The organism is Streptomyces sp. NPDC001443 (genome assembly GCF_053597355.1).
Genome location: NZ_JBSFIA010000075.1, coordinates 1 through 21,489, shown reverse-complemented (window position 1 = coordinate 21,489; position 21,489 = coordinate 1). Strand labels below are relative to the sequence as shown.

Genomic DNA, 21,489 nt, shown 5'->3' with positions numbered 1-21,489 from the left:
TGGTAGCTCCGCTACAAGGACCTTCCGGCGCCTTGCGATCGCACGCACCGGACACCGCCCGCTGATCGGACCCCACTTTTGTTCGGAGCTCTAAGCCCGTTCCGAGGGTGTGCTGCGCGACGGAGCTCAGTGCGACGGGTCACGGGGGCTGGAGACGATCCAGGCCTTTTTCCTGCCCCTCGTTCCTGGACCGCTGTCTTCGAAGGGTTTATCTGCGCCATGCCACTTGCCTTGCTGGCCCTGGCTGTCGTCGCGTTCGGCATCGGAACGACCGAATTCGCCACGATGGGGCTGCTGCCCCAGATCGCCGACGGCATCGGCGTGTCCGTGCCCCACGCGGGTAACCTCGTGTCGGCCTACGCCCTCGGCGTGGTCGTCGGCGCCCCCGTACTGACGGGCATCTGCGCGCGGGTTCCCCACAAGCGCTTGCTGCTGCTCCTGACCGGTCTGTTCGTGATCGGCAACGTCGCGTCCGCGTTCGCCCCGGGCTTCGGTCTGCTGTTCGCCGCGCGTTTCCTGGCGGGGCTGCCGCACGGAGCGCTGTTCGGCGTGGGCGCCGTCGTGGCCTCCAGGCTGGTCGCTCCCGAACGGGCCGCGCGCGCGGTGTCGAAGATGTTCCTCGGGCTCACCATCGCGAACATCGTCGGTGTCCCGGCCGGCACGGCCCTCGGACAGCAGTTCGGCTGGCGGGCCGCCTACGCCGCGGTCGGTGTCATCGGCGTGATCGCGCTCGTCGCGCTGGCGCTGTTCGTCCCCGACCAGCCGCGCGGCGCGCAGTCCGGCATCAAGCACGAGCTGCGCGCCATGGGCAACAAGCAGGTGGTGATCGGCCTGGCCACCGCGGTCGTGGGCTTCGGCGGGTTCTTCGCCGTCTACAGCTACCTGGTGCCCATGCTGACGAACCTGACGGGCATATCCGACTCCTCCACCACCCTGGTCCTCGCGCTCTACGGCGTCGGGATGACCCTGGGCACGCTGGTCGCGGGCCCGCTCACGGACCGCGCCCTGCGCCCCACCCTGTACGCGGGGCTCGCGCTGCTCGCCGCGGCACTGGTGGCGTTCTACTTCACGGTCCACAGCACGGTGCCCGCCCTGCTGACGATCACCTTCATCGGCGCGATGGGCTCCCTGATCACCACGCCCGTCCAGATGCTGCTCATGGCCAAGGCGAAGGACGCCCCCACCATGGCGGCCGCGTCCAACCACTCCGCCTTCAACCTGGCCAACGCGGGCGGCGCCTGGCTGGGCGGCCTGGCCATCTCGGCCGGCTGGGGCTGGGGCTCGCCCAACCTGGTCGGCGCGGCCCTCGCGGTGGCGGGCCTGGGCCTGGCCGTCGTCGGCGGTCTCGTCGACCGCAGCGGCGCCGGCTCCGTCGTGATCACCTCGTCCGGCGCGGAAGCCCCGGCGTCCGCCGGTCGGGCCGCGGCGGCCCGGAGCCGCGACTGACCCGCTCGCTGCTTCCCGTCCCGCGGCCCCCGGCAACTGCCGGGGGCCGCGGTGTGTCCAGGACCCCCGTACGGCCGTTGAAGCGGAGTGGTCCTTCTTAATTGCAGGTTAAACGGGTCTTAAGCTGTCCTGGGCCGGACCGGTCATTTCAACTAATCGCAGGTCAGAGGGATTTGGGGATTCGCGTTCCGATTGGCGGTGGTGGCGATCGTGCGTATCGTCTGGTCCACCGACGGCGCGCGCCGCGTATGTGAGAGCGCTCTCAGCAGTTCGCCCGCCCGCGCGTCCGGTGTGCACCGACCGGTGTCCGATCCGGAAGTTCCCCCACAGACAAGGTGTGTTCCCGCCATGGCCGCTCACCGCGCCCGTCGATGGTCGTTCGGAGGGCTGGCGTGCCTCGCGGCCGCCGCCCTGACCACCGCCGTCCTCTTCAACACGTCAGGCCCCGCCGCGAACCGCGCGAGCGCGGCCACGGTGCAGACCTGGTCCGACGACTTCGACGGTGCGGCGGGCAGCGCGCCCAACTCCTCGAAGTGGACCCTGGAGACGGGTGGCGGCGGCAACGGCAACCACGAGTTGCAGTACTACACCAACAGCACCGGCAACGCCGCGCTCGACGGCAACGGCAACCTGGTCATCACCGCCCGCAAGAACAGCGACACCGGACTCCAGTGCTGGTACGGCACCTGCCAGTACACGTCGGCACGGCTGAACACGGCGAAGACGTTCACCCAGGCGTACGGCCACTACGAGGCCCGCATCAAGGTCCCGCGCGGCCAGGGCGTCTGGCCGGCCTTCTGGATGCTGGGCGACAACCTCGGCAGCGCGGGATGGCCGAACAGCGGCGAGATCGACATCATGGAGAACATCGGCAAGGAGCCCGGCGCGGTGCACGGCACCATCCACGGCCCGGGCTACTCCGGCGCCGGTGGCATCGGCGCCGCGTACACCCTGCCCAACGGCAAGGCGTTCGCGGACGACTTCCACGTCTTCGCCGTCGACTGGAGCCCCACCGCGATCACCTGGTCGGTGGACGGCCAGAACTACGAGACCCGCACCCCGGCCGACGTCAACGGCAACAAGTGGGTCTACGACCACCCGTTCTTCATCATCCTGAACTTCGCGGTCGGCGGTGACTGGCCCGGCAGCCCCGACTCCGGCACCTCCTTCCCGCAGACCATGACCGTCGACTACGTCCACGTCACCACCTCGGACACCGGGTCCGGTTCCGGGTCGGGCTCCGGCGGTACGAGCCGCACCGGCGCCATCAAGGGCATCGGCGACATGTGCGTGGACGTCGCGGGCGCCTCCAGCGCCGACGAGACCCCGATCCAGCTGCACAACTGCAACGGCGCCGACGCCCAGAAGTGGACGCTGGGCAGCGACGGGACCGTACGGGCCCTGGGCAAGTGCCTGGACGTCAAGGCCGCTTCGCACGACGACGGCGCCGCCGTCCAGCTCTACACCTGCAACGGGACCAAGGCCCAGCAGTGGACGTACACCGCCGCCCGCGACCTGACCAACACCGGCGCGGACAAGTGCCTGGACGCCAAGGGCAACTCCTCCGCCGACGGCACCCGCCTGCAGATCTGGACGTGCTCCGGCAACGCCAACCAGAAGTGGACCGTCGGCTGAGCCGACCGCCCAGGACCCCGCCGGACCGTCGGCCGAGCCGACCCGCCAGGACCCCGCCTTCCCCCTCCATTTCCCCCCGAGCGCCCCGGCCTCGGCCGGGGCCGCCACGTAAGGAGCTCCCCCCATGGCACCCCGTCACCAGCGCAACCTGACCCGCCGCAAGATGATGTTCGCCCTCGGCGGCGCGGCCGTGGGCATCCCGGCGATCGCGGCCATCGCCCCCTACGCGCTCGCCGACCAGTCCGACGCCAGGACCACCGCGGCGACCGGCTCGCTCCCGATGACCATCGTCAACAGGAGCGGCTCGTTCGACAACGCCTCCGTGCACCTCTACGTCGTCGGCAACCTGGACGGGAAGCAGGTCCGGCTCACCCCGGACGGCACCGTCGCCCCGATCGCCCTCTCCGACAACGGCGCCGACGGGTTCACCGACTACGCCATCCCGCTCGCGGGCAGCGGCGACACCAAGCTGTCCCTGCCGTTCATGTCCGGCCGCATCTACGTCGCGCTCGGCCAGAAGCTCAAGTTCAAGGTCGTGACCGACGGCAACGGCAACGCGGCGCTCCAGTACCCGGCCGGATGGGTCACCTCGGACCCCAACTACGGTGTGCTGCACGACTGCGCCGAGTTCACGCACAACGCGGCCGGCATGTTCTGCAACACCACCATGGTCGACATGTTCAGCATCCCGATGGCCATCCGCCTCACCGGGGACAAGGACCAGACGACGGGCACCCTGCGCGACGGCGGACGCGCCGCCGCCTTCGCCGCCGTCAAGCAGGTCGAGGAGTTCGCACCGCTGGTCGTGGACGACACCCGCATCATCGCCCCCGGCCACGGACTGGACGCGGGCATCTTCAAGAAGGACTACTTCGCCCCGTACATCGACACGGTGTGGAGCACGTACACCGGCAAGGACCTCAAGGTCACCACCAACGCGGGCACGTTCACCGGCCGGGTGCGCGCCGACCGGTTCACCTTCGACGGACCTGCCTCCGTGTCCTTCGCCAAGCCCTCGACCCGTGACGTCCTCTTCTGCGACGGCAACCTCGCCGCGCCCAACGACGGCACCACCGGCCCCGTGGCCGCGGTCCTGGGCGCGGGCTTCAACCGCTCCACGCTGCTCGCCGACATAGCCCAGCCCGCCACCGACCCGGCCGCCTTCTATCAGGGCAGCCTGACCAACCACTACGCGAAGGCGATCCACGCGGCGACCGTGGACGGCAAGGCCTACGGTTTCGCCTTCGACGACGTCGCGGACTTCGCCTCCTACGTCCAGGACACCAGCCCGACCGGCTTCACCCTGACGCTGTCGGCGTTCTGACGGCCCGGCTCGTCCGAGCCGGGCCGACCCTCCGGCGCTCGGCGGCAGTTGTGCCGTCGAGCCGTCAGCTTTCCCGGTCCGCCCGGCCGCCGGGCTCCTCCTCGTCCTCCGGTTCCTCCTCGTCCTCCAACTCCTCGTCCTCGTCCGGCTCTTCCTCGTCCTCGGGTTCCTCGTCGTATTCCGCTTCCTCCTCGTCCGGCTCTTCCTCGTCCTCCGGCTCCTCCCCGTCCTCGTTGTCCTCCTCGTCCTCCTCGTTCTCCTCGTACTCGTCCTCCTCGCCCTCGGGCGACGCCTCTTCGGCCCCCTCCTCCTCGTACTCGTCCTCTTCGTTCTCGGCTTCTTCGTTCTCGGCCTCTTCGGCCTCCAGCGCCTCCTCGTGGGTGCGCACCACCTCGCCGTCGCGGATCTCCCCGCGCCAGCCGTCGGGCTCCGTGCTGGTGAGGCTCACGAACCGCTGGAAGTGCTTGGCGTCCAGCCGCAGCCGGCGGCCCTGGGCGCGCCAGATGTTGCCGGTCTTCTCGAACAGACCGGAGGGGTAGTACTCGACGACCAGGGCGATGTGCGTGAGCGTGGGCGTCACCTCATGGAAGCTGACGCAGCCCCGGGTGGTGCCTTTCGCGCCCTCGGAGGTCCACACGATCCGTTCGTCCGGGATCTGCTCCTGCACCTTGGCCTTCCAGGAACGGGTGGAGGGCCCGATCTTCACCTTCCAGTCGCTGGTGGTGTCGTCGTTCCGGGACGCGCTGCGCACACCCTTGGTGAAGTCGCTGAACTTCTCGTACTGGGTCCAGTGGTCGTAGGCGAAGCGCACCGGGACGCCGACGTCGAGGTGTTCGACGATGTTCATGACCTTGGTGGTGCCGCCCTTGCGCCCCTTCCCTTTCCCCTTGCTGCCGAACAGGTTCTTGGCCTTGTCGGTCAGGTTGTCCTTGATGCTCTTGGCCTTCTCGCCGACCAGGGCCTTGACCGGGGAATCGCCCTGGAGAACGCGGGCGCCGACCTTGGGAAGAATGCCGCCGTTCTCGGACACCTGCGTCAACTGCTGGGTGAGGCCGCCCAGTTTGTCACCCGCCTTGTCCGCCAGGTTCTCCACCTGGGCGCCCATGAAACCGACGACTTCGTCACGCAACTGCTGGAAGCCGGAAGCCTGGTGGCGCCCGTCGTCCTGTTCCGTCCTGGCCATGACCTACCTCCGCCGTGCCGAGGCCTTCTTGGCCGTCGTCTTCTTCTGGGCAGTCTTCCCGGGTGCGGCCTTCCTGGCCGGTGCCGCGGACTTCTTGGCGGTCTTCTTGGCCGGTGGCGTCGTCTTCTTGGCGGTCTTCTTCGCCGGTGCGGCCGTCTTTCCTGCGGACTTCTTGGCCGGTGCCGCGGACTTCTTGGCGGTCTTCTTCGCCGGTGACGCGGACTTCTGCGCCGTCTTCTTCGCCGGCGCCTGCTTGGCCCTGGGGGCGGTGCGGTGCCGAAGCCTGGGCGCGGGTTTTGTCGGCTCCTCCTCGTCCTCCTCCTCGTCCTCCTCCTCAGGTTCCTCCTCGTCCTCCTCCTCGTCCTCCTCCTCGTCCTCCTCGTCCTCAGGTTCCTCCTCGTCTTCCTCGCCCTCGGGTTCCTCGTCGTCTTCCTCGTCCTCGGGTTGCTCGTCGTCTTCCGGTTCGTATTCCTCCTCCTCGTCGGGCTCTTGGTCCTTCTTCGCCTCGTTCTCCTCTTCCTCCTCCGGCTCTTCCTCCTTGCCGACGCGGACGGTGCGCTTGTGCAGGGCGTCCGCGAGGTCCGCGAACTTGCGGTCGGCCGCGGCCGCGAATGCCTTGCGTCCCGCGTCCTTGAGCTCTCCGCGCACCTGCTCGTTGAGATCGGCGAACTGCGGCAGTTCCTGGACCTTGCGCAGCCCCTCGGTGAGCAACTGCTGCGGTTCCAGACCGAAACGGCGCCCGGCGAGGTAGGTGGCCACCCCGAAGGCGAGCCGCCCCTTCTTCGCGCGGCCGAGGACATAGCCGCCGGCGACTGCGGCAGCGACAGCGATCTTGGTCGTATCGTTCATTGGTCGTTCCCTTCGGAGAGCTGCTGTCTCCCCGCTGGTGCGCCGCGGTCAGGGGCTCATCGCGGCCAACCTTTACGGGCGTATATGCTTAAAGGGTACGTTTGGACGTCAGGGTGATGCCGCTCCAGTCATGGGACGAAGCACATGGCCGCGTCAGAGAAGGACGGCAGCGGGAGCAGAAAGCGCCCCTCCCGCTCAGAAGGTGCCGCAGCGCACTCAGACAGCCGCGGGACCGGGCGGTCCGGCAAACGCTCGGCGGGCTGGGCCATGCGGTCGGCGGCCGAACAGCTCGCGGAACTCCTCGGACGGGCCCCCGAGTCGGTGTCGGCCGTCAAGCGCACCGACGCCGGGTGGGAGGCCGATGTCGAGGTACTCGAACTGGAGCGCATCCCCGAGACCACCAGCGTCATGGGGACCTACCACGTGTCGCTGGACGAGGAGGGCGACCTGCTGGCGTACGAGCGGACCCGCCGCTACACGCGAGGGCAGATCGACCGGCGCGGCTGAGACATTCCAGGGGCGGTGAAGGGAGACGCCATGACCATGGTGCCGCAGGGCGGAGGCGGCGGTGGCAGAGGAAGTTCAGGGACGTTGTACGACGTCCTGGAGCTGATCCTCGACCGCGGGCTCGTCATCGACGTATTCGTCCGAGTCTCTCTCGTGGGCATCGAGATCCTCAAGATCGACGCCCGGATCGTCGTCGCCAGCGTGGACACCTACCTCCGCTTCGCCGAGGCCTGCAACCGGCTGGACCTCGAGTCCGGCAGCAAGCAGCCCTCCAAGCTCACCGACCTCGTCGGCGAGGTCACCGAGGGCGGGGCCAGAGGCAAGTCCAAGGGCGCGCTCAGCGGTGTGGTCGAGGCGGTCAAGGGTGCCTTGCCCAGCGGCCGTGAGGACGAGGAGGACGAGTACGAGGAGGACGAGGAAGGCGAGGAACCGGAAGTCGAGTACGTGGAGGAGCCCAGGGCGGCACGGCGGTCGTCCAAACGGGCTTCCCGGCGGGACGAGGAGTGACCATGGCCGTCTACGTCTATTCCATCGTCTCGAAGGACCATCCGGTACGGCTGGACGACGTCAAAGGCGTCGGTGACCCACCCGGGACGCTGCGCACCGTGACCGCCGGCGTGCTGTGCGCGGTCGTCAGCGACGCGCCCGAGGATCTGCGCCCCAGACGCCGGGACGTCCTCGCCCACCAGGGGGTCCAGGAGAGCCTCATGGCCGACGGGGCGGTGCTGCCGCTGCGCTTCGGCCTGACGACCGAGGACGACGAATCCGTGCGAAGGGCGCTGGAGGAGCGGGCCGGGGAATACCGGGAACGGCTGGAGAGCCTGGAGGGCTGCGCCGAGTACCACCTCAGGGCCTCCTGGGAGGAGGACGCGCTGCTGCGACGGATCCTCCTCGATTCGCAGGAGGCCCGCGAACTCAACGAGCAGATCCGCGCCGGCACGGGCACCCAGGACACGTCGATCGCGCTCGGTGAAATCGTCGCGCAGGAGGTCGAGGCCCGGCAGCAGGCGCTCGGCGCGGGCGTCATCGAGGCGCTGCGCCCCTATGCCAGGGAGGAGAGCGTGACTCCCGCCGGAGGCCAGGACTTCGTGAACGTCTCCTTCCTCGTCGAGACGTCCCAGGAGGAGATGTTCCTGGCCACCGAGATCAGCCTCGCCAACCAACTGGGCGAGGAGTGCGAGCTCCGGCTGCGCGGACCGCTGCCCCCGTACAGCTTCGTCTGAGAGGTACTGCTCATGGGCCTGATCGGTCAGATCCTCACGCTCCCGCTGGCGCCCGTGCGGGGCGTGGGCTGGGTCGTGGACCGGGTGGTGGAGGCCGCCGAGCAGGAGTACTACGACCCCGAACCGGTGGAACGCGAACTCGCCGCGCTGGAGAAGGAACTGCTCGCAGGGCGGATCGACCAGGCGACCTTCGACGCGCGCGAGGACGAACTGCTCGACCGACTGGAAGAGATCGCCGCCTACCGGCGGGGCGACACCGCGCACTGATCGGGAAACGAGGAGGCGGCGTGACCGATCGTCCTGTCGACCGGCTGAGTTCGTACCCTTCCCGGGCCGCGTCCCCGTACTCCCAGGGAGGATCGTCCACGAACCTGGCCGACATCCTCGAACGCGTCCTCGACAAAGGGATCGTCATCGCCGGGGACATCCGGATCAACCTGCTGGACATCGAACTCCTCACCATCAAACTCCGCCTGATCGTCGCCTCCGTCGACAAGGCCAAGGAGATGGGGATCGACTGGTGGGAGCACGACCCGTCGCTGTCCTCCCGGGCCCACGGCGAGAGCGCGCTCTCCCTGGAGAACAAGCGCCTGCGCGCCGAGATCGAGGCACTGAGGGAGGAGCGGGAGCTGTCGTCCGGCGAGGACGAACAGGAGGAACTGGAGGAACTGGAGGAGCCGGAGGAGCTGGAGGAGCTGGAGGAACCCGAGGAACTGGAGGAGCCGGAGGAGCCGGAGGAGCCGGAGGAACCAGAGGAGCCGGAGGAGCCGAAGGTGCCGGAGGAACAGGCCGCGCGGCGGCGCAGCGCCCCGCGATCGTCCACGAGCCGACGCGGCAAAGCCACGAGCCGACGCCGCAAAGAGGCGCAGGATGAATGACGCAGTCGCCTACGCCTACGCCGTGGTGCGCCACGACGCCGAGGGGCTCGATACGGCCCTGGCCGGTGTCGTCGGCGTGGCCGGGAGGCCGGTTCACCTCGTGCCGCAGGGGCCCCGGAGCGATCTCGCGGCCGTCGTGAGCACGGTGCCCGCGCAGGACTTCCAGGAGAGCGCCCTGCGTCGCCATCTGGAGGACCTGGACTGGCTGGAGGCGGTGGCCCGCGCCCACCACACCGTGATCGAGGTCCTGTCCGCGCACACCACCGTGCTGCCGCTGCGACTGGCCACCGTGTACCTCGACGAGGCCCGGGTGCGCGGCGCCCTGCGGGACGACGCGGAGATGTTCACGCGGGCACTGGAGCGGCTGACCGGGCACGTCGAGTGGGGCGTCAAGATCTACGTCGAACCGCAGGCGGAGCCGGCCGGTCCCGTCGATCCCGCCGCGGACGACGGCCTCGGCGTCGGACGGGCCTATCTGCGGGCCCGCCGGGCCCAGCGGCACTCGCGCGACGAGGCCCACCACGCCGCGCGCCGAGCCGCCGAACGCATCGAGGAGATAGCCGACGCGGTGGCCGTCGGTCACGCCCGCCACCGGGTGCAGCAGGGGGAACTCGCCTCCGGCACCGGGGAGAACGTCGTCAACGACGCCTATCTCGTGGCGCGGGAAGAGGCGGAGGCCTTCCGCACCGAGATCCTGCGCGCCGCCGAGGGACTGCCCGGCATCCGCGTCGATGTCACCGGGCCCTGGGCCCCGTACTCCTTCGCCGCGTTGCCCGCCGCGGAGACCCGGGCACCGGACCGGGCGCCATGAGCGGAGCCGACGGGCCGGCCGGCCTCGAGCCACTGGCACAGCGGCAGGTGGCCCTCATCGATCTCCTCGACCGGCTGCTCAGCGGCGGGGCCGTCCTGACCGGCGACATCGTGCTGTCGATCGCGGACATCGACCTCGTACGCATCTCGCTGCGGGCGTTGATCGTCTCGGTGAGCGCGCAGAACCCGTCACCGTGGCCGAGGGCGGCAGGGCCCGAGGACGCGTCGTGAACGGCATGGGTGACCGTCCGGCCGACCGCCTCGGCGAGATCGCCGAGGCGGCCACGCGGGCGTTCCGGCTGCTGCCCGCCGTACCGGACGACATCACGCCCACCGCAGGCGACGGCCCGCCGCGCCCCGCCCGCCGGATCAGCGCCGATCCCGACACCGTGGAACGCGATCTGGTGCGGCTCGTCCTCACCCTGGTCGAACTGCTGCGCCAGCTCATGGAGCGGCAGGCGCTGCACCGCGTCGACCAGGGAGACCTCACCGAGGAGGAGGAAGAGCGGCTGGGCGTCACCTTGATGATCCTGCACGACCGCATGACCGAGCTCTGTGCACGCTACGGACTGACCATGGCGGATCTCAACCTCGACCTCGGCCCGCTGGGCACACTGCTCCCGCCCGACCCGTCCGGCTGACCCACGAGGGTTTCGACCGTCGCCGCACGGGCACGCGGCGACTGGAACTCCACGGAGGTCTCGACGGAGGTACGGACATGAGTGCCGCAGAGAAGGCCAAGGCGAAGGCCGAGCAGGTCGTGGGAAAGGCCATTCGAAAGGTGGCTCACGCGGTACACAACGACACCGTCGCGGCCAAGGGCGCCGCCCTCCAGACCCGGGGCGCGATGCGGGGCGCGAAGGAACGGACCAAGGACTCCTTCAAGCACTGACCCGTCCCGCGGCCGGCGGCACCGAGGTGCGGCACCGGCGGCCCGCTCCTAGGGTGGACGGCGGGCACGGCGCGCCGTGTCATTGCCGCACCTGCCGCGGTTGCGTACCTTCGTCGCAATCAGCGGCGGTCCGCCTGCCGTTGACCGCCGACGAGACGATCCGTGCTGTCCCTCACCTCAGTTGGAGAGACCCGACATGCTCTCGAACACCGCCAGGCCCGTCGTCACCGCGACCCTTCCGGTCGTCGCCCAGCACATCGGGGACATCACCCAACGCTTCTACAAGCACATGTTCGCCGAGCACCCGGAACTCCTCGACGGTGTGTTCAACCGGGGCAACCAGGCACACGGATCGCAGCAGCAGGCGCTCGCCGGTTCGGTGGCGGCCTTCGCCAGCGGGCTGGTCAAGACACCCGAGCAGTCGCCGGACCACCTGCTGAACCGGATCGCGCACAAGCACGCGTCCCTCGGGATCCGCCCCGACCAGTACCGGATCGTCCACGACAACCTGATGTGGGCCATCGTCGACGTCCTCGGCGACGCCGTCACCCCGGAGGTCGCCGCGGCCTGGGACGAGGTCTACTGGCTGATGGCCAACGCCCTGATCAACCAGGAGCGCGGCCTCTACAGCGCGCGGGGCGTCACCCCGGAGACGGTGTGGCGGAAGTGGGAGGTCGAGAAGAAGATCAAGGAGACGGCCGACGTCGTCACCTTCGTGCTCAAGCGGGTCGACGACCGGCTGGTGACGACCTCGCTCCCGGGCCAGTACGTCACCGTGCTGATGACCATGCCCGACGGGGTGCGCCAGCCGCGCCAGTACAGCCTGACCCGGGCCGACGACGGCGAGCACCGCCAGTTCTCGGTCAAGCGGGTCCACGGCGGCGGCGAACCCGACGGCGAGATGTCCAACTTCCTGCACGACTCGGTCGAGGTGGGCGATGTCCTGACGGTGTCGCTGCCCTACGGCGACGTCGTGCTCGACGACTCGGGGCGCCCGGTGGTGTTCGCCACCGCGGGCATCGGGATCAGCCCGATGGCCGGGATGCTCTCGCACCTCGTCCAGGCCGAGTCGCGGCTGCCGATCACCATGCTCCACGCCGACGCCGACGAAGCGTCCTTCGCGCTGCGCCGCCAGGTGGTCAGCGACATCCTGGAGCTGCGCAACGCGCAACTGTACGTGTGGTACGACAACGGAGCGGTGACCAACGAGCCGGTGACCGGGGTGTTCCCGGGGCTGATGGACCTCGACCAGGTCGAACTTCCCGACGACGCCGTGTACTACATGTGCGGCCCGCTGGCGTTCATGCAGCCCCTGCGCAGCAGGCTGCTCGAGCGCGGTGTCCCGCCCCAGGACATCCAGTACGAGGTGTTCGGCCCCGACCTGTGGCAGGCGGACCTCGACTGACGCGTCCGGCGCCGGGCGGTCGGGCTGCGTGGTCCGACCCCCGTGGCTAGACCCAGGTGTCCAGCCACATCCTCGCCCGCCAGGCGTCGATCGGGATGGTCCGCGCGGTGTACAACGGCCAGAAGTAGACGAAGTTCCAGGCGATGAACAGGACGAGGACGCCCGCGGCCACCACGCCTCGGGCGCGGCGCCCGCGGGTCGCTCCCGGCGGCCCCGCCAGAGTGGCCAGCATCATCGTGACGGCCAGGCACAGGTACGGCACGAGGACGACCGCGTAGAAGGAGAAGATCGTCCGGTCCTGATACAGGAACCAGGGGAGATAGCCGGCGCCCACCGCGCACAGCACGGCACCGCAGCGCCAGTCGCGGCGCAGCGCCCAGCGGTGGAGCAGGTACACGAGAGCGCAGCAGGCCGACCACCACAGCAGGGGCGTGCCCAGGGCGAGGATCGTCTGCGCACAGCCGGCCGTGGTCCGGCAGCCGCCCGTGCCGGGCCCCGGTGAGGCGTAGTGGAACAGCACCGGGCGGCCGAGGAGCAGCCAGCTCCAGGGATTCGACTCGTACCTGTGGGGGGTGTGCAGTCCCACGTTGAACCGGTAGACGTCGTACTCGTAGTGCCACAGGCTTCGCAGCGGGGCCGGGAGCCACGACCAGGTGCCGCCACGGCCGTCCGCCCAGTGGCGTCCGTAGCCGTCGTCGGACCGGAACCAGCCGGTCCAGGCCGCCAGATACGTCACGACGGCGACCGCGACGAGGGACAGCACCGACCGGCCGAGATCCTTGCGCAGTACCGCGCGCCACGGCCTGCGCGCGCCCGCCACGCGGCGGGCGCCGACGTCCCACAGCAGGGCGAGGACCACGAAGCAGGCGAGGAAGTACAGGCCGTTCCACTTGGTCGAGGCCGCCAGCCCCAGGCAGACGCCGGCCGCGATCCGCCAGGGACGCGCTCCCGTCCCGGCCCGGTCACCGGTGGGCGCGTTTGGGCGCACCCGGCCGTCCTCGTCGATCGGCAGTCGTGTCGCCAGCCGGGACCTCGCGTGGTCCCGGTCGACGAGCAGGCATCCGAACGCCGCCAGCGCGAAGAACATGACGACGAGGTCGAGCAGCGCGACGCGGCTCATCACGAAGTGCAGACCGTCCACCGCCATCAGCGCTCCGGCCAGGCAGCCCAGTGCCGTGGAACGGAACAGACGGCGTCCGATGCGACACAGCATCAGCACCGACAGCGTGCCGAGCGCCGCCGTCATGAAGCGCCAGCCGAACGGGTTCATGCCGAACATCCACTCGCCGAGGGCGATCACCCACTTGCCCGTGGGCGGGTGCGCGACGAACGCCCCGGCGTCGGACAGCGGGATCACCTGGGGACGGGCCAGGATCTGCGGGTCGGCGATCGTGCGGTCCGGCCAGCTGCCCTCGTAGCCGAGCCGCAGCAGTGACCAGGCGTCCTTGGCGTAGTAGGTCTCGTCGAACACGACCGCCCGCGGACTGTCCAGCCGCCAGAAGCGCAACAGCCCGGCGAGGAGCGTCACCAGCAGCGGCCCGCCCCAGCCCGACCAGCGCGCCGCCCGGTCCGCCGCGGCCGGGGAAAGGCCGAGCACGAGCCACGGCCGCGTCCCGGGTTCGGGGAACGGCACGACCAGGCGGTCCCGCACGGACGCGTACGGCCGCTCGACGTACCCGAAGCGGCGCAGCCGCCGCTCCCAGGAGGCCGGCCGGCCGGTCGGCGCCCGGTGCGGCTCGGCGACACGCGCGGGCGCGTTCTCAGGGATCACGTGGGGATCTCTCCGGCTGGTGACGGACGTGGGACGAGGGCACCCCATGGGAGGCGGAGCGCGCCGCCGTCGGCATCGGGACCGACTCGGCGGACGTCACAGGACGAGGCCGATGACCGGTGTGCCCGCCCTGTGCGAAGGCGCTCGCCAGGAACACCAGCCCGACGCCGAGCCCGGCCAGGGCCAGCGCGGATCCGGTGGCCAGCCAGGCCGCGCGGGCCCGCCGCCGGGCGCGGACGGCGGCGTGCAGGCGACGCCGGTGCCGTTCCTCGTAGGGCGTGTCCTCCCGGCTGTCACGCATCAGGCGTGTCAGCTCCTGCTCGAAGTGATCCATGGCTCCTTCTTCACTCGACCGGCTCGACCGACTCGGCCAGCAGCCGCCGCAACCGTGCGACGCCGCGTGCCGTCAGCGAACGGGCGGTACCCACCGGGCAGTCCAGGATCTCCGCGACATGCTGCTCCGGCAGGTCCTGGTAGTAGCGCAGCACCACCGCGGCCCGCTGCCGCGCCGGAAGCGACGCCAACATGGCCTCCAGCCGGGTCCGTTCGTCCACGGCGGCGGCCTCGTCCGCCACCTCGGGCGGCTCGGGCAGCCGTTCCACGGGGTGCTCGCCCCACCAGCGGCGCCGGGCCGAACGGGCCGCGGCACGCGCCAGGACCCTGCGCACATAGGCCTCGGGCGCCTGCTCGGCCACCCTCGGCCAGGCGAACCACAGCTTGACCAGCGCCTCCTGGAGCAGGTCCTCCGCCCGGTGCCGGTCCCCGCCGGTGAGCAGCCGGGCCAGGTGCAGCAACGCCGACCACCGAGCCGTCACGAAGCGGTCGAACTCCTCGGACCGCGACCGCCCCATCGGCGTCACCCCCTTGCCTCCCGGTCGGCGGCCACAGCCGCCGCAGCACGCCCTCGCACCTTGAAGAAAGACACCGACCCCCGCTCCGCTATGCACTTCCGTCATGTGGTGTGCAACACACGTACCGTTCCGGCGGTGCTCACGACGCGACCCGCCTTCCCGTTCCGCCGGGATGGTTGGGTGGGCTCATGGACGACTTCGAGATCGACGACGACCTGGTGCGCTCCCTGGTGAGCGAACAGCATCCCGACCTCGCGGGGTTGGACCTGCGTGCCGTGGACGGCGGCTGGGACAACCAACTGTGGCTTCTCGGGGACGAGTCGGCCGTACGGATGCCCCGCACGGAGCGTGCGCCGTCCCTGCTGCGCAAGGAGCACCGGTGGCTGCCGGCCCTGGCGCCGCGCCTTCCGCTGCCGGTCCCGACCCCCATACGGATCGGTGAACCGTCCGCACGTTTTCCGCGGCCGTGGACCATCGCGGCCTGGGTTCCCGGCGATCCCGCGGACCGCGCCCCCATCCACGACGGCCGTGCGGCCGGCACCTTGGCGGCCTTCCTCGGGGCCCTTCACACGGCCGCGCCCGCCGACGCGCCCGTCGGCGCGGATCGCGGGGTCCCCCTGGCGACGCTCACGGACGGCTTCGCACGGATCCTCGAGGAGGTCGTCTCCGGAGGCGCCGCGGTCGACGTCCAGGACCACGTCCGGGACCTCCGCGTTCTGGCGTTCGCGTAGGGGCGACCGGCTCCAGGGCGGTCCCGTCGTCGCCTGTCAGCCGGCGACGGCGGGCCGGTCGTCCTTCAGGCGGGTCAGGAAGAACTCCCGGACGTCCTCGGCGAGCAGGTCCGGGACCTCCATCGCGGCGAAGTGGCCGCCGCGGTCGAACTCCGACCAGTGCCTGATGTCGTACAGCCGCTCGGCCAGCGGCCGCACCGGCAGTGTGATGTCGTGCGCGAACACCGCCACGCCGACCGGCACCGGGCACGGCGCGGTGCCTCGTGGCGTGTCACGGTGCAGTCGTGCCGACGAAGCGGCCGTGGCGGTCAGCCAGTACAGCGACACATCGGTGAGCATGCGCTCGTCGCTGACCGGCGTGCGCGGGTCGGTCCACCGGGCGAAGCGCTCGGCTATCCAGGCCAGTTGGCCGACCGGCGAGTCGGTCAGCGCGTAGCCGAGGGTCTGCGGGGTGGTGGCCTGGAGGGCCTGGTACGGCGGACGGTTCGCCATCAGCTGCCTGATCCGGTCCAGCCGGGCCTCGTCCGTCGCGGACAGTTCGATGCCGGCATCCGGGTCGGGGCGGGTCGGCAGGTAGTTGACGTGGACTCCGACGACGTGTTCGGGTGCCAGCGCGCCGAGCGCGATGGAGATGCCCGCGCCGAAGTCGCCGCCCTGCGCGCCGTAGCGCTCGTACCCGAGACGGCGCATCAGCTCGGCCCAGGCCCGTGCGACGCGGGCGACGTCCCAGCCGCGTTCGTGGGTGGGCCCGGAGAAGCCGTAGCCCGGGATGGACGGGATCACCAGGTGGAAGTCGCGCGTCAGCGGCTCGATCACGTCGAGGAACTCCAGGAACGAGCCGGGCCAGCCGTGCGTGAGGACGAGCGCGAGCGCGTCGGGATTCGCGGACCGGACATGGACGAAGTGGATGTCCTGGCCGTCGATCTCGGTGGTGAAGTGCCGGAGCGCGTTGAGCTCGGCCTCGTGCGCACGCCAGTCGTAGCCGGTGCGCCAGTGCTCGGCGAGCTCCTTCAGCCGCGTCAGCGGGAAGCCGTAGTCCCAGCCGGCGTCGGCGACCTCGTTGGGCCAGCGGGTCCGGGAGAGACGGTCGGCCAGGTCGTCGAGGTCGGCCTGGGGGATGTCGATGCGGAACGGCTTGATCATGGAAGTCACTCCAGAGGATTCGTTTGCAGCACTAACGTTCGTGTCACTAACGAATGTAGAATGTTAGTGACACTAACGCAAGAGGCGGAGGACTCCCGTGAGCGCGACCCCAGAACCCACCCCGGCCCGGCTGCGCGCCATCCCCAGTCGCCTGATCGCCGGGGTCGCGGCCGTCGCGGACCGGCTCGTCAACGAGCGGCTGGCCGCCGTGGACGCCCGCAAGTGGCACTTCGCCGTGCTGACCGCGCTCGCCGAGGACGGAGCCGCAAGCCAGGCCGAACTCAGTCGTCGTACCGGCATCTACCGCAGCGACATGGTCGCCGTCCTCAACGAACTCGGGGACGCCGCGTACATCCGCCGCGCACCGGACCCGGCTGACCGTCGCCGCAACGTCATCACCCTCACCGCCGAGGGCCTGCGCCGCCGGGAGCACCTCGACGCGCTCGTCACCGACGCCCAGCGCGAACTCCTCGCCCCCCTCGACCCCGACCGGCAGACCGAACTCACTCGCCTGCTCACCGTCCTGACCGAGCATCACCGGCCCGGTCATCCCGGCCCGCCCGACGCGAAGTGACCCACTCCTTCCGCGTGCGGATACGAGCGCTCCGGCCGGTGTCGGAGGCGTGCGCCATGATGAAGGCCGGGAAGTCCGGGACGGTCCGGCGGAAGGGGTTCGTGGGTGGACATCGACCTGGTACGGGACCTCGCGGTGCCCGAGCAGCGTGCGGCTGCGGCGGACGCGTTGGTCGCGCTCGGCGCCGGCGGGGTGGCGCGGCTGGTCCGAGAGGCGACGGACGCGGAGTCCCCCGTGGACTGGTGGCATGTGTCCGCCGTGCTCGGACGATGCGGGGAGACCGGCTTCGACGGCCTGCTCCAGGGACTGGTCTCCGCGCCCACCGAGCAGGCCCGGCGGCGGGCCGGGTTCGTGTTCACGGGCCTCGGAGTGACCGCCCTGGCCTGGTACACGGAGGCGCTCTCGCACCCTCTGCCGCTGGTACGCGCTGCCGCCGTCCGGGGGATCCAGCGCTGCGGCGAGGGCGCCCGGTCCGCCGCCACCGCGCTGCTGCCGCTGCTCGGCGATCCGGACGACGAGGTCGGCCGGCAGGCGGCGAACGCCCTGGTGCTCCAGGGCGAGCAGATCATCCCGCTGCTCCGGCGCGTCCGGGAGCAGGGGCCGGGGCGGCAGCGGGCGCGGGCGCTGACCGTGCTGGCCGGACTGGGCGGCGAACCGGCGCTGTCCGACGCCGACCGGGCCGCGGTCGAACGGCTGATCCGCGTCAAGCTCCCGGACGACCGGCCCGAGCCGCTGTGGGCCTGCTGGAACCACTGGATAGCCGTCCCGAGCGGGGACCAGGCCGGGATACTGCGGGCCCTGGGCCTGACCGAGCCCAGACCCGTGACGTTCGCGCTGGGCAACGACATCGTCGACTCCGACGGCCACGGAAGCGACACCTCGGAGCACGACGGCAACGAGCGGGTCTTCGTCACCCCGGAGCTCGACGGCTGGACCCTCGTCCTCGGCGCCTGGTGCGATCCGTGCGGCGAGGAGCGCAGCGCGGACGTGCTGGACCTGTGCACCCGGCTCAGCGCCCGCTACGGACAGGCCCAGGCGTACTACTACGGCGGACAGGGCGACGGCTCCGCCTGGCTCGTCGCCGAACGGGGAGCGGTGCTTCGGCGCTACTGCGAGACCGGCGAGGGGGAGGACGAGCTGCTCACCCTCGGCGACCCCCTGCCGTTCGAGCGGGCGCGCCGGGTCGAACTGGGCCTGAGCCCCGAGTGGGACGCCGCGCGGGAGAGCCAGGAGGACGAGGACGAATGGCGCTGGGCCGCCCATGACCTGGCACCGGACATCGCCCGTGCGATCGGGGTCAGTCCGCTGGACATCGGTGCCGACACCCCGTCGCGGGGTACCGGTGTCGTCGCGCTGACTCCGTACGGCGCAGCCCGCGGCGTACCGACGGGCGCGTACCGCATCTAGGGCGCTGCGTCGTTGCCGCCGCGGTCCGTCCCGACAGGCGCCGGACGCCGGGGGGCCGGGGAGGGGAGGGGCGGGACGCGTACGCGTACGCGGATCCCGTTCCTCCCCGGCCCCGGTTCGGGATGCCGTGCCGGGTCAGGCCAGCGGCACGCTCACCTCGCCGGTCCCGGTGGCGCTCGCGCCGCCCGCGATCTGCACCGTGAACGGCTTGTCGCCGCCCTCCGCGGTGACGCTCAGCGTGTCGCCGTCCCGCCGGACCCGGAAGGTGGCGGCGGTGGTGCCGTCGAGGTCCGGGACGGTCACGGTGCGCGCGTAGCCGGGCTCGGCGGTCGGGTGGACGAGCAGGGTGATGCCCTCCAGCCAGTCGCCGTCGGGGCGCTGGTCGTCGGCGGACAGCGGCAGGACGGCGCCCTCACGGACGTACAGCGGAAGGCTGTCGAAGCCGTGGCGCTCGGTGCGCCAGACCGGGCCGGTCACGGCCTCGCCGGTGAGCAGCTGCGTCCAGGTGCCCTCGGGCAGGTAGACCTCGACCTCCCCGTCCTCGGTGAAGACGGGGGCGACCAGCAGGTCGGCGCCGAGCAGGTACTGGCGGTCCAGCGGGCGGCAGGCCGGGTCGCCGGGGAACTCCAGCAGCATCGGGCGCATCGAGGGCACGCCGGTGCGGTGGGCCTCGACGCCGACGCCGTACAGGTACGGCATCAGCCGGTGCTTGAGCAGCGTGAAGCTGCGGGCGACGTCGACGGCCTCGTCGCCGAACTCCCACGGCACCCGGTAGGAGGAGGAGCCGTGCAGCCGGCTGTGCGAGGACAGCAGGCCGAAGGCCAGCCAGCGCTTGAACACCGAGGCGTCGGGGGTGCCCTCGAAGCCGCCGATGTCGTGGCTCCAGAAGCCGAAGCCGCTCAGCGACAGCGACAGTCCGCCGCGCAGCGACTCGGCCATCGCCTCGAAGGAGGACCAGCAGTCGCCGCCCCAGTGCACGGGGTACTGCTGGCCGCCAGCGGTCGCGGAGCGGGCGAACAGTACGGCCTCGCCCTGCCCGCGCTCCTTCTCCAGCAGCTCGAAGACGGTCCTGTTGTAGAGCTCCGTGTAGTAGTTGTGCATCCGCTCGGGGTCCGAGCCGTCGTGCCAGACGACGTCGGTGGGGATGCGCTCGCCGAAGTCGGTCTTGAAGCAGTCGACGCCCTGGTCCAGCAGCGGCTTGAGCTTCGACTGGAACCAGGCGCAGGCCTCGGGGCTGGTGAAGTCGACCAGGCCCATGCCCGCCTGCCACAGGTCCCACTGCCACACGTCGCCGTTCGCGCGGCGCACCAGGTGGCCCAGCTCGGCGGCCTCGTCGAACAGCGGCGACTTCTGGGCGATGTAGGGGTTGATCCAGGCGCTGATGCGCAGGCCCTTGGTCTTGAGCCGGGCCAGCATGCCCGCGGGGTCGGGGAAGACGTCCGGGTCCCACTCGAAGTCGCACCACTGGTACTCGCGCATCCAGAAGCAGTCGAAGTGGAACACCGACAGCGGGATGCCGCGCTCGGACATGCCGTCGACGAACGACATCACCGTCGCCTCGTCGTAGGAGGTGGTGAAGGAGGTCGTCAGCCACAGGCCGAAGGACCAGGCCGGAGGCAGGGCCGGGCGGCCGGTGAGACCGGTGTAGCGGGCGAGGACGTCCTTCGGAGCGGGACCCGCGACGACGTAGTACTCCAGGGTCTGGTCCTCGACGCTGAACTGGACCTGGCCGACGGACTCCGAGCCGACCTCGAAGGAGACCTTTCCGGGGTGGTTGACGAACACGCCGTAGCCGCGTGAGGAGAGGTAGAACGGGATGTTCTTGTAGGCCTGCTCGCTGCTGGTGCCGCCGTCGGCCTGCCACATGTCGATCACCTGGCCGTTCTTCACGAACGGGGTGAAGCGTTCGCCGAGGCCGTAGACCTGCTCGCCGACGCCGAGCGAGAGCTTGCCCACCATGTGGTGCTCGCCCTGGTCGGTGGTGGCGAAGGCGGCGCCCTTGGTGCCGGCCTGGGTCAGCTCGCGGCCGTCGGCGTCGCGGAAGCTCAGCGTGAAGGGGGCGGCGCGGTCCAGGCGGAGCGTGAGGGGACCGCTGACCAGCTCGGTGACACCGTCGACGGTGCGCACTTCGCCCGCGCCGCCCTCGACGCCGGCGACGGTGAACTCGGGGCCGTTGCGGCGTTTGCCGGAGTGGTGGGTGAGCCGGACGCCGATGACGCCCTCGGCGGGGGAGAAGCACTCGGCCGAGACGAGGGGCGCGTTGAGCGTGTCGCCCCTGCGTGTCACCCGTTGCACGGCGGCATGGGTGGTGAAGCGCTTCGCTTCGGTTCGCACGTCACGTACTTCGGTGGCGTAGGCGATCTGTACGCCATCGCGAATACGCCAGAAGCCATTGGTGAACTTCATGATCTTCCTCAGGGGAGCGGAGGCCGTCGGACTCGGGCACAGGCAGCGTCACGACGAATTTGATCGTACACAAAACAAATCCGGCCCACGAGACCGTCCCGGTCGCTCGACGCCTCTGATCAGGACTGATTACGCAGACGAGACCGGTCTTCACGTCGAGCCATAACGAGAGACGCGCCACGCGGGGCTAGCGCGGAAGCGTGCTCTTGGCGTATTAGTCATCTCATCAAACAAACCCGTCCGGCAGCGTTGCCGGACTGCGCGACAGCAAGGGCCGTCACATGTCGAAGCGCTTCAACGCCACTCCCGAGGACAGGTTCACGTTCGGTCTGTGGACCGTCGGCTGGCAGGGACGGGATCCGTTCGGTGACGCGACCCGGCGGGCCCTGGACCCGGTCGAGACGGTGCAGCGTCTGGCCGAGCTGGGTGCCTACGGTGTGACCTTCCACGACGA

General features: G+C 70.6%; 23 protein-coding genes and 1 pseudogene. 17 read left to right on the top strand and 7 right to left on the bottom strand.

From position 1 onward, the window contains the following. Window positions 1-219 precede the first annotated feature (219 nt). The 3 genes from ACWC24_RS40700 (at window position 220) to ACWC24_RS40690 (ending at window position 4,405) form a co-directional block, all read left to right on the top strand. Complete coding sequence (locus ACWC24_RS40700; RefSeq protein ID WP_450667964.1) at window positions 220-1,446, top strand: MFS transporter; 1,227 nt, start codon at window positions 220-222, stop codon at window positions 1,444-1,446. A 348-nt stretch (window positions 1,447-1,794) separates the two neighbouring features. Further along, complete coding sequence (locus ACWC24_RS40695) at window positions 1,795-3,081, top strand: ricin-type beta-trefoil lectin domain protein (protein WP_450667963.1); 1,287 nt, start codon at window positions 1,795-1,797, stop codon at window positions 3,079-3,081. 124 nt (window positions 3,082-3,205) lie between these two features. Further along, window positions 3,206-4,405 (top strand): glycoside hydrolase family 64 protein, encoded by a 1,200-nt coding sequence (locus tag ACWC24_RS40690; protein WP_450667962.1) that lies wholly within the window; start codon window positions 3,206-3,208, stop codon window positions 4,403-4,405. 64 nt (window positions 4,406-4,469) lie between these two features. Here ACWC24_RS40690 and ACWC24_RS40685 read toward each other — a convergent pair whose 3' ends face one another. Both ACWC24_RS40685 and ACWC24_RS40680 read right to left on the bottom strand, forming a co-directional pair. Then, complete coding sequence (locus tag ACWC24_RS40685) at window positions 4,470-5,588, bottom strand: SRPBCC family protein (protein ID WP_450667961.1); 1,119 nt, start codon at window positions 5,586-5,588, stop codon at window positions 4,470-4,472. A gap of 3 nt (window positions 5,589-5,591) precedes the next feature. Then, window positions 5,592-6,437: a histone protein gene (locus ACWC24_RS40680; protein WP_450667960.1), complete on the bottom strand. Its 846-nt coding sequence runs from the start codon at window positions 6,435-6,437 to the stop codon at window positions 5,592-5,594. Window positions 6,438-6,581: 144 nt separating this feature from the next. On the opposite strand from ACWC24_RS40680, the gene ACWC24_RS40675 reads away from it, so the two are divergent. The 10 genes from ACWC24_RS40675 to ACWC24_RS40630 all read left to right on the top strand — a co-directional run bounded on the left by ACWC24_RS40675 (window position 6,582) and on the right by ACWC24_RS40630 (window position 12,152). Beyond that, window positions 6,582-6,944, top strand: a complete 363-nt coding sequence (locus ACWC24_RS40675; RefSeq protein WP_450667959.1) for a gas vesicle protein GvpO — start codon at window positions 6,582-6,584, stop codon at window positions 6,942-6,944. Between the two features lie 30 nt (window positions 6,945-6,974). Continuing rightward, window positions 6,975-7,451 (top strand): gas vesicle structural protein GvpA, encoded by a 477-nt coding sequence (locus tag ACWC24_RS40670; RefSeq protein WP_450667958.1) that lies wholly within the window; start codon window positions 6,975-6,977, stop codon window positions 7,449-7,451. A 2-nt stretch (window positions 7,452-7,453) separates the two neighbouring features. Beyond that, a complete protein-coding gene (locus ACWC24_RS40665; RefSeq protein WP_450667957.1) occupies window positions 7,454-8,167 on the top strand; it encodes a GvpL/GvpF family gas vesicle protein in 714 nt (237 codons plus the stop codon). Between the two features lie 12 nt (window positions 8,168-8,179). Further along, window positions 8,180-8,434: a gas vesicle protein GvpG gene (locus ACWC24_RS40660; RefSeq protein ID WP_450667956.1), complete on the top strand. Its 255-nt coding sequence runs from the start codon at window positions 8,180-8,182 to the stop codon at window positions 8,432-8,434. Between the two features lie 20 nt (window positions 8,435-8,454). Continuing rightward, window positions 8,455-9,045: a gas vesicle protein gene (locus tag ACWC24_RS40655; protein WP_450667955.1), complete on the top strand. Its 591-nt coding sequence runs from the start codon at window positions 8,455-8,457 to the stop codon at window positions 9,043-9,045. Further along, window positions 9,038-9,856 (top strand): GvpL/GvpF family gas vesicle protein, encoded by an 819-nt coding sequence (locus tag ACWC24_RS40650; protein WP_450667954.1) that lies wholly within the window; start codon window positions 9,038-9,040, stop codon window positions 9,854-9,856. The genes ACWC24_RS40655 and ACWC24_RS40650 overlap by 8 nt, the downstream gene beginning before the upstream one ends. Next, window positions 9,853-10,086: a gas vesicle protein gene (locus ACWC24_RS40645; protein ID WP_450667953.1), complete on the top strand. Its 234-nt coding sequence runs from the start codon at window positions 9,853-9,855 to the stop codon at window positions 10,084-10,086. Before ACWC24_RS40650 ends, ACWC24_RS40645 begins: the two co-directional genes overlap by 4 nt. Before the next feature lie 5 nt (window positions 10,087-10,091). Continuing rightward, window positions 10,092-10,496 carry a gas vesicle protein K gene (locus tag ACWC24_RS40640; RefSeq protein WP_450667965.1) on the top strand — a complete coding sequence of 135 codons (405 nt, stop codon included), beginning with the start codon at window positions 10,092-10,094 and terminating at the stop codon, window positions 10,494-10,496. Window positions 10,497-10,573: 77 nt separating this feature from the next. Continuing rightward, the gene (locus tag ACWC24_RS40635; RefSeq protein ID WP_450667952.1) at window positions 10,574-10,747 is read left to right on the top strand and encodes a hypothetical protein; all 174 of its coding nucleotides are present in this window, start codon (window positions 10,574-10,576) and stop codon (window positions 10,745-10,747) included. 196 nt (window positions 10,748-10,943) lie between these two features. After that, complete coding sequence (locus ACWC24_RS40630) at window positions 10,944-12,152, top strand: globin domain-containing protein (RefSeq protein WP_450667951.1); 1,209 nt, start codon at window positions 10,944-10,946, stop codon at window positions 12,150-12,152. Window positions 12,153-12,198: 46 nt separating this feature from the next. On the opposite strand, the gene ACWC24_RS40625 is transcribed toward ACWC24_RS40630, so the two are convergent. The 3 genes from ACWC24_RS40625 to ACWC24_RS40615 are packed head-to-tail and all read right to left on the bottom strand — an operon-like array spanning window position 12,199 to window position 14,774. Next, window positions 12,199-13,971: a dolichyl-phosphate-mannose--protein mannosyltransferase gene (locus tag ACWC24_RS40625; protein ID WP_450667950.1), complete on the bottom strand. Its 1,773-nt coding sequence runs from the start codon at window positions 13,969-13,971 to the stop codon at window positions 12,199-12,201. Further along, window positions 13,913-14,257 carry a hypothetical protein gene (locus tag ACWC24_RS40620; RefSeq protein WP_450667949.1) on the bottom strand — a complete coding sequence of 115 codons (345 nt, stop codon included), beginning with the start codon at window positions 14,255-14,257 and terminating at the stop codon, window positions 13,913-13,915. Before ACWC24_RS40620 ends, ACWC24_RS40625 begins: the two co-directional genes overlap by 59 nt. Before the next feature lie 10 nt (window positions 14,258-14,267). Further along, on the bottom strand, window positions 14,268-14,774 hold the full coding sequence (locus ACWC24_RS40615; RefSeq protein WP_450667948.1) for a SigE family RNA polymerase sigma factor: 507 nt from the start codon (window positions 14,772-14,774) through the stop codon (window positions 14,268-14,270). Window positions 14,775-14,962: 188 nt separating this feature from the next. Between ACWC24_RS40615 and ACWC24_RS40610 the strand changes: the two genes are divergently transcribed. Next, complete coding sequence (locus ACWC24_RS40610) at window positions 14,963-15,505, top strand: phosphotransferase (protein WP_450667947.1); 543 nt, start codon at window positions 14,963-14,965, stop codon at window positions 15,503-15,505. 36 nt (window positions 15,506-15,541) lie between these two features. Here the strand turns inward: ACWC24_RS40610 and ACWC24_RS40605 are convergent, their stop codons facing one another. Beyond that, complete coding sequence (locus tag ACWC24_RS40605) at window positions 15,542-16,648, bottom strand: epoxide hydrolase family protein (protein ID WP_450667946.1); 1,107 nt, start codon at window positions 16,646-16,648, stop codon at window positions 15,542-15,544. Between the two features lie 97 nt (window positions 16,649-16,745). Between ACWC24_RS40605 and ACWC24_RS40600 the strand changes: the two genes are divergently transcribed. Continuing rightward, on the top strand, window positions 16,746-17,222 hold the full coding sequence (locus ACWC24_RS40600; protein ID WP_450667945.1) for a MarR family winged helix-turn-helix transcriptional regulator: 477 nt from the start codon (window positions 16,746-16,748) through the stop codon (window positions 17,220-17,222). Between the two features lie 105 nt (window positions 17,223-17,327). Next, a complete protein-coding gene (locus tag ACWC24_RS40595; RefSeq protein ID WP_450667944.1) occupies window positions 17,328-18,629 on the top strand; it encodes a HEAT repeat domain-containing protein in 1,302 nt (433 codons plus the stop codon). A gap of 135 nt (window positions 18,630-18,764) precedes the next feature. Here ACWC24_RS40595 and yicI read toward each other — a convergent pair whose 3' ends face one another. Then, entirely contained in the window at window positions 18,765-21,035 is a 2,271-nt protein-coding gene (yicI, locus tag ACWC24_RS40590) for an alpha-xylosidase (protein ID WP_450667943.1), read from the bottom strand. Window positions 21,036-21,316: 281 nt separating this feature from the next. On the opposite strand from yicI, the pseudogene ACWC24_RS40585 reads away from it, so the two are divergent. Next, window positions 21,317-21,489, top strand: a pseudogene (locus tag ACWC24_RS40585) (xylose isomerase); the annotation flags it as partial.